Annotated in this window: 13 protein-coding genes; 8 read left to right on the top strand and 5 right to left on the bottom strand. The window is 56.9% G+C overall.

Annotation, left to right across the window (positions count from 1 at the left end; genetic code table 11):
• Together ACK5JN_RS19130 and ACK5JN_RS19125 are read left to right on the top strand one after the other, a co-directional pair.
• Window positions 1-672 (top strand): class I tRNA ligase family protein (locus tag ACK5JN_RS19130; protein WP_416871593.1); only part of this gene is annotated, 672 nt, incomplete at its 5' end.
• 218 nt (window positions 673-890) lie between these two features.
• Window positions 891-1,394 (top strand): GNAT family N-acetyltransferase, encoded by a 504-nt coding sequence (locus ACK5JN_RS19125; protein WP_416871592.1) that lies wholly within the window; start codon window positions 891-893, stop codon window positions 1,392-1,394.
• A 6-nt stretch (window positions 1,395-1,400) separates the two neighbouring features.
• Here the strand turns inward: ACK5JN_RS19125 and ACK5JN_RS19120 are convergent, their stop codons facing one another.
• From ACK5JN_RS19120 to rraB, 3 genes are all read right to left on the bottom strand, one after another.
• Window positions 1,401-2,231 carry a topoisomerase II gene (locus ACK5JN_RS19120; RefSeq protein WP_416871591.1) on the bottom strand — a complete coding sequence of 277 codons (831 nt, stop codon included), beginning with the start codon at window positions 2,229-2,231 and terminating at the stop codon, window positions 1,401-1,403.
• A 126-nt stretch (window positions 2,232-2,357) separates the two neighbouring features.
• Complete coding sequence (miaE, locus tag ACK5JN_RS19115) at window positions 2,358-3,116, bottom strand: tRNA isopentenyl-2-thiomethyl-A-37 hydroxylase MiaE (RefSeq protein WP_416871590.1); 759 nt, start codon at window positions 3,114-3,116, stop codon at window positions 2,358-2,360.
• 52 nt (window positions 3,117-3,168) lie between these two features.
• Window positions 3,169-3,588, bottom strand: coding sequence for a ribonuclease E inhibitor RraB (rraB, locus tag ACK5JN_RS19110; RefSeq protein ID WP_163445790.1), 420 nt, complete (start codon window positions 3,586-3,588; stop codon window positions 3,169-3,171).
• Between the two features lie 95 nt (window positions 3,589-3,683).
• Here rraB and argL point away from each other — a divergent pair, with 95 nt between their 5' ends.
• Both argL and argF read left to right on the top strand, forming a co-directional pair.
• Window positions 3,684-3,779: a putative translational regulatory protein ArgL gene (gene argL / locus ACK5JN_RS19105; RefSeq protein WP_411908129.1), complete on the top strand. Its 96-nt coding sequence runs from the start codon at window positions 3,684-3,686 to the stop codon at window positions 3,777-3,779.
• Entirely contained in the window at window positions 3,749-4,753 is a 1,005-nt protein-coding gene (gene argF, locus ACK5JN_RS19100; protein ID WP_416871589.1) for an ornithine carbamoyltransferase, read from the top strand. The genes argL and argF overlap by 31 nt, the downstream gene beginning before the upstream one ends.
• A gap of 77 nt (window positions 4,754-4,830) precedes the next feature.
• On the opposite strand, the gene ACK5JN_RS19095 is transcribed toward argF, so the two are convergent.
• Complete coding sequence (locus ACK5JN_RS19095) at window positions 4,831-5,283, bottom strand: YhcH/YjgK/YiaL family protein (protein WP_416871588.1); 453 nt, start codon at window positions 5,281-5,283, stop codon at window positions 4,831-4,833.
• Window positions 5,284-5,547: 264 nt separating this feature from the next.
• On the opposite strand from ACK5JN_RS19095, the gene ACK5JN_RS19090 reads away from it, so the two are divergent.
• The 4 genes from ACK5JN_RS19090 (at window position 5,548) to ridA (ending at window position 7,559) form a co-directional block, all read left to right on the top strand.
• A complete protein-coding gene (locus ACK5JN_RS19090; RefSeq protein ID WP_072351778.1) occupies window positions 5,548-5,652 on the top strand; it encodes a pyrBI operon leader peptide in 105 nt (34 codons plus the stop codon).
• Window positions 5,653-5,689: 37 nt separating this feature from the next.
• On the top strand, window positions 5,690-6,625 hold the full coding sequence (pyrB, locus tag ACK5JN_RS19085) for an aspartate carbamoyltransferase (RefSeq protein ID WP_064546980.1): 936 nt from the start codon (window positions 5,690-5,692) through the stop codon (window positions 6,623-6,625).
• Window positions 6,626-6,637: 12 nt separating this feature from the next.
• On the top strand, window positions 6,638-7,099 hold the full coding sequence (gene pyrI, locus ACK5JN_RS19080; RefSeq protein ID WP_416871587.1) for an aspartate carbamoyltransferase regulatory subunit: 462 nt from the start codon (window positions 6,638-6,640) through the stop codon (window positions 7,097-7,099).
• Between the two features lie 73 nt (window positions 7,100-7,172).
• Window positions 7,173-7,559, top strand: coding sequence for a 2-iminobutanoate/2-iminopropanoate deaminase (gene ridA / locus ACK5JN_RS19075; RefSeq protein ID WP_000047541.1), 387 nt, complete (start codon window positions 7,173-7,175; stop codon window positions 7,557-7,559).
• 142 nt (window positions 7,560-7,701) lie between these two features.
• On the opposite strand, the gene mgtA is transcribed toward ridA, so the two are convergent.
• Entirely contained in the window at window positions 7,702-10,410 is a 2,709-nt protein-coding gene (gene mgtA / locus ACK5JN_RS19070) for a magnesium-translocating P-type ATPase (RefSeq protein WP_416871586.1), read from the bottom strand.
• Between the last annotated feature and the right edge of the window lie 43 nt (window positions 10,411-10,453).

Below are 10,453 nucleotides of genomic sequence, written 5' to 3'. Positions count from 1 at the left end.
GAATCTGAACTGCGCGGCACCCGCAATACGCTGGTCACCGTGCTGGAAGGTCTGCTGCGCCTGGCGCACCCGATCATCCCGTTCATCACTGAAACCATCTGGCAGCGCGTGAAGGTCATTTGCGGTATTACCGCCGATACCATTATGCTGCAGCCGTTCCCGGAATATAACGCCGCGCAGGTTGATGAAGCCGCGTTGGCCGATACCGAATGGCTGAAGCAGGCGATCGTTGCCGTACGCAACATTCGTGCGGAAATGAACATCGCCCCGGGCAAACCGCTGGAGCTGCTGCTGCGTGGTTGCAGCGCTGACGCGATGCGTCGCGTGAACGACAACCGTAGCTTCCTGCTGAACCTGGCACGTCTGGAAAGCATCACCGTGCTGCCAGCCGATGACAAAGGTCCGGTTTCCGTGACCAAAATCATCGACGGCGCCGAGCTGCTGATCCCGATGGCTGGCCTCATCAACAAAGAAGATGAGCTGGCGCGTCTGGCGAAAGAAGTGGCGAAAATCGAAGGCGAGATTGCCCGTATCGAAGGCAAACTCTCCAACGAAGGTTTTGTCGCTCGCGCACCGGAAGCGGTCATTGCTAAAGAGCGTGAGAAGCTGGACGGCTACGCGGAAGCGAAAGCGAAGCTGATTGAGCAGCAGGCGGTTATCGCCGCGCTGTAACAATCCTGCCTGTACGTTTGCCGGATGTCGCTACGCTTATTCGGACTACAGGCTCCGTCAACGTAGGTCGGATAAGCGTAGCGCATCCGACGTCGCAGACAACAAAAGCCTCTGACGCAAATGCTCAGAGGCTTTTTATTGAATTATCCTCGCTTGCGCTTCCCCTCACCACAATGGTATTAACTGCATATATTTCACGTTTCTGTCATGAGTTCGTTATGAGTGTTACTACACCTGTCCTGGCAACGCTACGCCGCATTACCGCCGACGACAACGCCGCTATCGCCCACGTTATCCGTCAGGTCTCCGCCGAATACGGTCTGACCGCCGATAAAGGCTATACCGTGGCCGACCCTAATCTGGACGAACTGTATCAGGTATACAGCCAGCCGGGCGCGGCCTATTGGGTAGTTGAGCAGAATGGTCAGGTGGTAGGCGGTGGCGGCGTCGCGCCGTTAGGCTGTAGCGAACCGGATATCTGCGAACTGCAAAAGATGTACTTTCTGCCGAGCGTACGTGGCCAGGGGCTGGCGAAAAGGCTGGCGCTGATGGCGCTGGATCACGCCCGTGAGCAGGGATTTAAACAGTGCTATCTGGAAACGACCGCGTTTCTGACGGAAGCCATTCGCCTCTACGAGCGCCTGGGGTTCGCGCACATCGCGGAACCCCTCGGCTGCACCGGTCACGTCGACTGTGAAGTCCGGATGCTGAAACCGCTCTGATTCCCGCTATTGCATCTCAGCGGAGAGCATCAGGCGTATCATGCCGGCCGATCGTGCGGTCGGCAGTTTGAGCACCTGATCCCATAAGTCCTGTACCATGTCGCAGGTCAGCTTCTCTTTCCCTACGCCTTTACTCGGGTCAGCCATAATCTGGATATCCTGGCCATAGCGCTGTACCAGACCGGGGCTGAGAGCCTGCAGGTCCTGGAGCGCCAGCTGCTTTTCTTCCGCCGTCACGGTATGTTTTTTCGGGCCATGAGAGGCATACAGCATACTCATATCACTCGCCATACGACGCTGCATAATCTCGTGCGGAATAATGCGGACCGGGTTAATTCCCCCTTTCACCGCCGGGAACAGGAAGCGAAAACATTCGTCATCGCCCACCTTTTCCACCGCCGCAATCTGTTCGAGGTTAATCTTCATATAATCAATCACGTTGGCATCGGGTGCCTGCTGCAAGCGCGCCATCTGCATCTGCAGAATCTGCGGCTGAATGGCGTCGATAATCTGCTGTTCGCCTTTCCCCGCCTCTTTCATCTCGGCGGCCTGGCTGAGAATATGCTGCCAAAGCGCAGGCTCCTGCTCTTTAATCACCTGATAGACCGGCATTGCCAGCATCGCCTTTTCAAACTTCTGCGTTTCCGTCAGGCCATAGTCCGGGCTTTCACGCGGAATAAGGTAATGCACGTCAAACAGATTCCAGCCGACGATAGCGACAACGAAAATCACCCCGCTCGCGACCTTGCCAATCCAGCCTTTTTTACGAAATACGCCAACGATGATGGCGATAACCGCCCCGATGTACCCTGCCAGTAATACGTGTGCCCAGTTCATTGAATATCCTTAGCCGAAACAATAACCCTGCCGGGGATTATGCTTCCCCGTGTTGTGTGTCGATTATTGCGGCAAAGCTGGACGATTTCCAGCCACCAGATTTTTCCGCCGGGAAAAGGTGAGAGGCTAGACGGGCACGCCGCTGTGGAAGCGGAATTCATCGTCAGGCGTAGAGATGAGCGAGGCTTCCACTTCGCCAAAGAAGCGTACGCGGTCGCCGATATCATCAGCCGCCACCTGCTGTGCCAGCGTCAGATAGTCCTGATAGTGACGCGCCTCAGAACGCAGCAGCGACAGATAAAACGCCTGCAAATCAGCGTCCAGATACGGCGCCAGCGCAGCAAAACGCTCGCAGGAACGGGCCTCGATATAGGCGCCGCAAATCAGCTTATCGATCAGCGTCAGCGGCTCGTGGGTGCGCACCTCTTTGAGCATACCTTTGGCATAGCGGCTGGCGGTGATTTTGACGTAGGGGATCTCGCGACGCTGCATCGCCTCGCGTACCTGCCAGAAGTGGTGCAGCTCCTCTTTGATCAGCAGCACCATGCTGTCGATCAATTGGCGGCCCCACGGGTCATCGGTCTGCGGCATCACGCTTTTGTTAATCTGCTTATTCAGCGCGGCAAAATCGGGCTCCTCGCCCTCGCGAAAGGCAAAGGCCTCATACGGTTTTAGCCAGTCGAGCAGCGCCTGTGCGCCGTCTTTATCGGCGACATATTTACGCACCAGCAGCATTGCGGTTTGCGCCGCTTTCAGCTCGCACACGAGGTGGTCGGTCAGCAACAGAGGAAGATTGGCCGGATCGCGGGCTTTATCGAGCCACGCCTGCGGCGTTTTGCAGTGCAGGAAATCAACAACCGGGGAGAGTATTTGCGGGTAATCCATACCGAAATCCTTGCCCTACGGCAGCGGGCGCTGCCGTAGGTCGTGAGATGACTTAGTGACGCACGCCGTCGTCTTCTTCGTCGACGTAGTCTTCGTCGTCATCGCCTTCTTCGCCGTTCGGGTCTTCGTAGTAGGTGCCCCAACCGTCGTATTCCACTTCAAACTTCTCGGCCAGGTTCATCAGTTGCTCAACCTGGGCGTCAATCAGCTCGGCATTCAGCGCACATTCACTGAGGATATCGCAGCAGATCACGGTGTCGCCTTCTTCCACTTCCAGCTCTTCCGGCTCGGTCACTTCATAGCCCAGCTTGAACGCTTCGACCGCCGCCTTCTCCAGGCTTTCGAAATCGTCAGCGGAAAGGTGGTGTTCGATGGTGTACAGCGCATCAGGATCGCTGCCGTCTTCCAGCAGTTCTTCAATAATCAGACGCGTTTCTTCACGCTGTTCTTCCAGGTGTTCCGGGTTTGCCATGGCTCGTTCCTCATAATGTGGCTGATGCTCTTATTGTCACATACCGCCGCCATTGCCTCCACCTTTCCGACAAAGATTTGTTATGGGGGTTGCAAATGAATATTCATACATATAAAGTGAATTTTAATTCAATAAGTGGCTTGAGCCAGGTGAGGGAAAAATGTCTACTCTGTATAAAAAGAACTTCTTAAAATTACTCGATTTTACCCCTGCAGAAATCACCACGCTGCTGCAGCTCGCGGCAAAACTCAAAGCGGATAAAAAGAAAGGCGCAGAGACGCCGAACCTGACCGGTAAAAACATCGCGCTCATCTTCGAAAAAGACTCGACCCGTACACGATGCTCTTTCGAAGTTGCCGCTTACGATCAGGGCGCTCGCGTCACCTATCTGGGATCCAGCGGCAGCCAGATTGGCCACAAAGAATCGATTAAAGACACTGCGCGCGTGCTGGGCCGCATGTATGACGGCATTCAGTATCGCGGCTACGGCCAGGAAGTGGTTGAAACATTGGCCGAGTACTCCGGCGTGCCGGTGTGGAACGGCCTGACCGACGAATTCCACCCGACTCAGCTGCTGGCGGACCTGCTGACCATGCAGGAACACCTGCCGGGCAAAGCGTTCAACGAAATGACGCTGGTCTATGCGGGCGATGCGCGTAACAACATGGGTAACTCGATGCTCGAAGCGGCGGCGTTAACCGGGCTGGATCTGCGTCTTGTCGCGCCACAGGCGTGCTGGCCGGAAGAGAGCCTGGTGGCCGAGTGTAAAGCGCTGGCGCAGAAAAACGGCGGCAACGTGACGCTGACGGAAGATATCGCCGCAGGCGTGAAAGGGGCCGACTTTATCTATACCGACGTGTGGGTATCGATGGGCGAAGCCAAAGAGAAGTGGGCGGAACGTATCGCGCTGCTGCGCGGCTATCAGGTGAACAGCGCCATGATGAAGCTGACCGGCAACCCGCAGGTTAAATTCCTGCACTGCCTGCCCGCCTTCCATGATGACCAGACCACGCTCGGCAAGAAAATGGCCGCTGAATACGGCATGCACGGCGGCATGGAAGTGACCGATGAGGTCTTTGAATCGCCGGCCAGCATCGTGTTTGATCAGGCGGAAAACCGGATGCACACCATCAAAGCGGTGATGGTTGCAACGCTGAGCAAGTAATAAAGTAGCCCGGCCGAGCACCGCGACGCCGGGAACACCCCGGAGTCGGCGCTATCGCACCTCGTCCGGGCTACATATCACTCAACCAGCAGTTTCACCACCAGCTTACGCACTTTCGCCGGTGCCCCGACGGCGCACAGCGGTTTGTGCACTTCGCCCGGATAAAACACCACGAAATCACCTTCGCTCATCACCACCATTTTTTCCTGCACGCCTTCCGGCAGGAACGCGATGTCTTTATCAGCCAGCCAGTCGGTGTCCGGTTTGCCCGCAGGCTGCGTGCTGAACGCCATCCCTTCCTGGCCGCTCAGCACCACCTGGATATCCAGGTAACGCGCGTGATACTCGGCGCGGCGCTCGGCAAACGGCTCGGTCATGTTTTCAGAAACCATATAGAACAGACGGTTGCCGTCGATGTCGTATTTCCCTTCCGGGGTCTCTGCGGTGACGTTCGCTTTGATGTAGGCAATCGCCTGACGCAGCTCTTCCGGCAGCCAGGACTGCACGTTATGAATGTTGCCAATAATCATGATGACTCCATAAATAAAACAATGTTTCAATTTTCAGTTGTTATACGTAAATTCGCGATACCATACCAGCACTTTTTATCCTGTTATTGCCATCCTGCCGGTTTAGCGCACACTTTGCGCCTGCCGGGCGCGCCGTAGAATTTAAATGCATAAAAAGCGAATACTCATTCTATGAGAATCGTTTTCGTTGATTAAAATGTGAATTCATCGCTTGATTGCCTACTAAAGCTGCGTATAATGCCACCCGTTTTGCCGGGAGGAATTATGGTTCAGTGTGTACGACATCGCGTCTTACCGCGTCTCAAAACAGACGCTGGCCTGCCGTTTTTCCTTTCCGTTGCATCCGTATTCGTAAAGCCCCTTATTTAAGGGGCTTTTTTTTTTGCGCCGTCGTCAGGAGATAAACATGGCTAATCCGCTGTATCAAAAACACATCATTTCCATAAACGATCTCAGCCGCGAAGACCTTGAGCTGGTTTTGGCGACCGCCGCTAAACTGAAAGCCAATCCACAGCCGGAGCTGCTCAAGCACAAGGTTATCGCCAGCTGCTTCTTCGAGGCCTCGACGCGTACCCGCCTCTCCTTTGAAACCTCTATGCACCGCCTCGGCGCCAGCGTGGTCGGCTTCTCCGACAGCGCCAATACCTCTCTCGGCAAAAAAGGCGAAACCCTGGCCGACACCATTTCGGTAATCAGCACCTACGTTGACGCCATCGTGATGCGTCACCCGCAGGAAGGCGCGGCGCGTCTGGCCACCGAATTCTCCGGCGGCATTCCGGTACTTAATGCCGGTGACGGCGCGAACCAGCACCCAACTCAGACGCTGCTCGACCTGTTCACCATTCAGGAAACCCAGGGCCGTCTCGAAAATCTCAACATCGCGATGGTCGGCGACCTGAAGTATGGCCGCACCGTGCACTCGCTGACCCAGGCGCTGGCGAAATTTAACGGCAACCGCTTCTACTTTATCGCCCCGGACGCGCTGGCAATGCCGCAGTACATCCTCGATATGCTCGACGAGAAAGGTATCGCCTGGAGCCTGCACAGCGCCATTGAGGAAGTGATGGCCGAGGTCGACATTCTGTACATGACCCGGGTGCAGAAAGAGCGCCTTGACCCGTCGGAATACGCCAACGTGAAGGCGCAGTTCGTCCTGCGCGCCGCGGATTTGACCGGCGCACGCGATAACATGAAAGTGCTGCACCCGCTGCCGCGTATTGATGAAATCACCACCGATGTCGATAAGACGCCGCACGCCTGGTACTTCCAGCAGGCCGGTAACGGCATCTTCGCCCGCCAGGCGTTACTGGCACTGGTACTGAATAGCGAACTGGCTCTGTAAGGGGAAATGACGATGACACACGACAACAAATTGCAGGTAGAAGCCATCAAACGTGGCACCGTAATCGACCATATCCCGGCACAGGTTGGCTTTAAGCTGCTGACGCTGTTCAAGCTGACCGAAACCGACCAGCGCATCACCATTGGCCTGAACCTGCCGTCCGGAGAGATGGGCCGTAAAGATCTGATTAAAATTGAGAACACCTTCCTGACCGACGAGCAGGTCAATCAGCTGTCGCTGTACGCGCCAGAGGCCACCGTCAACCGCATCGATAATTACGAAGTGGTCGGCAAAACGCGCCCCAGCCTGCCGGAGCGCATGGACAGCGAGCTGGTGTGCCCGCACAGCAACTGCATCAGCCACGCCGAGCCGGTTTCATCGAGCTTTGCAGTGAAAAAACGCGCCGATGACGTTGCGCTCAAATGCAAATACTGTGAAAAAGAGTTTTCCCATTATGTGGTGCTGGCCAACTAATTGCGGTTGGTATTGGTATTAGGCGTCCCTATAATGGCTACGACCTCATTACCGCAGTTCATCTGGAGATATCATGAGCAAAACTATTGCGACGGAAAATGCACCGGCAGCTATTGGACCCTACGTTCAGGGCGTTGATCTGGGCAGCATGATCATCACTTCCGGTCAGATCCCGGTTGACCCAAAAACCGGCAGCGTGCCGGAAGACGTGTCCGCACAGGCGCGTCAGTCGCTGGAAAACGTTAAAGCTATCGTTGAGGCCGCTGGCCTGAAAGTGGGCGATATCGTGAAAACGACCGTATTCGTAAAAGATCTCAACGATTTCGCGACCGTTAACGCCACTTACGAAGCGTTCTTCACCGAGCACAATGCCACCTTCCCGGCGCGTTCCTGCGTGGAAGTGGCGCGTCTGCCGAAAGACGTGAAGATTGAAATCGAAGCGATTGCCGTACGTCGCTGATCGCGATGCAGTATGAAGAAAGGCAGCCAATGGCTGCCTTTTTTGTTTTGTGCGGTGGTTTCCCGGCGGCGCTTCGCTTGGCCGGGCTACATTCGTGTTTCCTGTAGCCCGGGCGACCGCAGTGACCCCGGGGCCACCACAATCACTGCCAGCCGTAGCGACGGCTGAAGAAGCCTTTCACCAGCTGCGTCAGCGTCATGTAGCCCACCAGAATCGCCACCAGCCACGGAAAGTAGCTGAGCGGCAGCGGCTGCAGCTGCAGGTAGCTGGCCAGCGGCGAGAACGGCAGCGCGATACCGACCGCCATCACCAGCAGCGTCATGGCAAACAGCGGCCAGGCGGCACGGCTCTGCACGAACGGAATGCGGCGGGTACGAATCATATGCACAATCAGCGTCTGTGACAGCAGCCCTTCAATAAACCAGCCGGACTGGAACAGGGTCTGCATTTCCGGGGTATTGGCCTTAAACACCCACCACATCAGGCAGAAAGTCAGAATGTCGAAGATGGAGCTGATCGGCCCGAAGAACACCATAAAGCGCCCCAGATCCGCCGGGTTCCAGCGCTGCGGTTTACGAATCTGCTCGTCATCGACGTTATCAAACGGCAGCGCCACCTGGGATACATCGTACAGCAGGTTCTGAATCAGTAAGTGTAACGGCAGCATCGGCAGGAACGGCAGGAAGGCGCTGGCCACCAGCACGCTGAAGACGTTACCGAAGTTGGAGCTGGCGGTCATCTTGATGTACTTGAGCATGTTCGAGAAGGTGCGGCGCCCTTCGATCACCCCCTCTTCCAGCACCATCAGGCTTTTTTCCAGCAGGATGATATCCGCCGCCTCACGGGCGATATCCACCGCGCCGTCCACTGAAATACCGATATCCGCCGCGCGCAGCGCCGGGGCGTCGTTGATGCCGTCGCCCATAAAGCCCACCACGTGGCCTTCGCGCTTCAGCAGCGTCACGATGCGCTCTTTATGCATCGGCGTCAGGCGGGCGAACAACGTGGTGCGCTGGGCAAGCTTCGCCAGCTCGTCGTCGCTCAGGTGCTCAATATCGCTGCCGATAATCACCTCACCGGCGTCCAGCCCCACTTCATGGCACACTTTCGCCGCCACCAGCTCGCTATCGCCGGTCAGAATTTTCACCGTGATGCCGCTGGCCTTCAGCGCTTTCAGCGCCGGTGCGGTGGTCTCTTTCGGCGGATCGAGGAAGGCGATGTAGCCTTCAAGAATCAGGTCCGATTCATCAATACGCTGATAGTCGCCTTCACGCGCGGGCAGGAATTTGCTGGCCACCGCCACCACCCGCAGCCCCTGACGGTTCAGGTTGTCGGTCACCCGACGGATACGGCGCAGCATGGTGTCATCCAGCGGCACGATTTCACCGTTGTGATACACCTGGCTACAGACGTTGAGGATCTCCTGCAACGCGCCTTTGCAAATCAGCTTGTGGACGTCCGGCTTCTCGCTCACCACCACCGACATACGGCGGCGCTCGAAATCAAACGGGATCTCATCCACCTTCTGCCAGGCGGTAGACAGCTCGCGGGCCGCCGCTTCATCTACCCCTTCCAGCACTGCGGTATCGAGCAGGTTTTTCAGCCCGGTCTGGTAATGGCTGTTCAGCCACGCGGTTTGCAGCACCCGTTCGCTGACCTTGCCGGATACATCGGTGTGGTTTTCCAGCACGATTTTATCCTGCGTCAGGGTGCCGGTTTTGTCGGTGCACAGAATGTCCATCGCGCCAAAGTTCTGAATAGCGTCGAGGTGCTTCACAATCACCTTTTGCTTAGAGAGCTTCACCGCGCCGCGCGCCAGCGTGGAGGTGACGATCATCGGCAGCATTTCCGGCGTCAGGCCGACGGCGACGGAGAGCGCGAACAGCGCCGCTTCCCACCAGTCGCCTTTGGTGTATCCGTTAATGACCAGCACAATCGGCGCCATCACCAGCATAAAGCGGATCAGCAGCATGCTGACGCGGCTGATGCCTTTCTGGAAGGCGTTCGGCTCGCTCTCCTGCTCGCTCACGCGCCCGGCCAACTGACCAAACCAGGTGTTCGCTCCGGTGGCAATCACCATCGTCTGCGCGGTGCCGCTGACCACGTTGGTGCCCATAAAGCACAGCGTGTCGCACTCAAGCGGGTTCGTTTGCTGTGGCTCGCGGGTGTTCGCCACTTTCTCCACCGGCAGCGATTCGCCGGTCAGCGAGGCCTGCGCCACGAACAGATCGCGGGCCTGAATCACGCGCAGATCCGCCGGAATCATATCCCCGGCGGCGAGCTTGATAATATCGCCCGGCACCAGCTGGTCGATAGGCAGTTCCACCCAGCTGCTCTCGCCCTTATCGTTGACGACACGCAGCACCGTTGCGGTGTTGCTGACCATCGCTTTCAGGGTATCGGCGGCTTTGGTTGAGCGCGCCTCCTGCACGAAATTCAGCAGCGTGGAAATGCCCACCATCAGCACAATCACCACCGCCGCGAACAGATCTTCCGTGGCGTAAGAGACGGCGGCCAGCACGGTCAGCAGGATGTTGAACGGGTTACGGTAGCAGAGCCACAGATGCACCCACCACGGCTGAGGCTGCTGTGCCGGCAGCTGGTTTTCACCGTGTAGCGCGCGCGCCTGCTCCACTTCCGCCGCATTCAATCCTTCCGGATGGGTATTAAAGATTTGCCACAGCTCCTGCTCGCTAAGCTGGGCCATTTTGAGGCAGTGTTCGCTGAGCGAAGGTGGAATGGGCGTATGGGCGACGCTTTGCTGAGTGAGCATCGGATCGCGCTGTACCAGACGGCGCGGCAGGTGGCGGCCAAGCTGTGCAAACAGCTGCCGGGTTAAATTTTTCAGCATACAAAATCCCCCTGCAGTCGCCGGACGCGACCGCAGTCAGACC

The sequence above is a fragment of the Kluyvera sp. genome (assembly GCF_047971185.1).
Lineage (GTDB): Bacteria > Pseudomonadota > Gammaproteobacteria > Enterobacterales > Enterobacteriaceae > Kluyvera.
Note: the sequence above shows the minus strand (reverse complement) of the source record. Positions and strands in the feature narration are given on the sequence as shown.

What these genes read in the sequence shown, in the direction of transcription:
- mgtA (WP_416871586.1), bottom strand. Translation starts at nt 10,410, where the DNA reads ATGCTGAAAAATTTAACCCGGCAGCTGTTTGCACAGCTTGGCCGCCAC.
- miaE (WP_416871590.1), bottom strand. Translation starts at nt 3,116, where the DNA reads ATGGATTACCCGCAAATACTCTCCCCGGTTGTTGATTTCCTGCACTGC.
- ACK5JN_RS19120 (WP_416871591.1), bottom strand. Translation starts at nt 2,231, where the DNA reads ATGAACTGGGCACACGTATTACTGGCAGGGTACATCGGGGCGGTTATC.
- ridA (WP_000047541.1), top strand. Translation starts at nt 7,173, where the DNA reads ATGAGCAAAACTATTGCGACGGAAAATGCACCGGCAGCTATTGGACCC.
- pyrB (WP_064546980.1), top strand. Translation starts at nt 5,690, where the DNA reads ATGGCTAATCCGCTGTATCAAAAACACATCATTTCCATAAACGATCTC.
- argF (WP_416871589.1), top strand. Translation starts at nt 3,749, where the DNA reads ATGTCTACTCTGTATAAAAAGAACTTCTTAAAATTACTCGATTTTACC.
- rraB (WP_163445790.1), bottom strand. Translation starts at nt 3,588, where the DNA reads ATGGCAAACCCGGAACACCTGGAAGAACAGCGTGAAGAAACGCGTCTG.
- ACK5JN_RS19090 (WP_072351778.1), top strand. Translation starts at nt 5,548, where the DNA reads ATGGTTCAGTGTGTACGACATCGCGTCTTACCGCGTCTCAAAACAGAC.
- ACK5JN_RS19095 (WP_416871588.1), bottom strand. Translation starts at nt 5,283, where the DNA reads ATGATTATTGGCAACATTCATAACGTGCAGTCCTGGCTGCCGGAAGAG.
- argL (WP_411908129.1), top strand. Translation starts at nt 3,684, where the DNA reads ATGAATATTCATACATATAAAGTGAATTTTAATTCAATAAGTGGCTTG.
- ACK5JN_RS19125 (WP_416871592.1), top strand. Translation starts at nt 891, where the DNA reads ATGAGTGTTACTACACCTGTCCTGGCAACGCTACGCCGCATTACCGCC.
- pyrI (WP_416871587.1), top strand. Translation starts at nt 6,638, where the DNA reads ATGACACACGACAACAAATTGCAGGTAGAAGCCATCAAACGTGGCACC.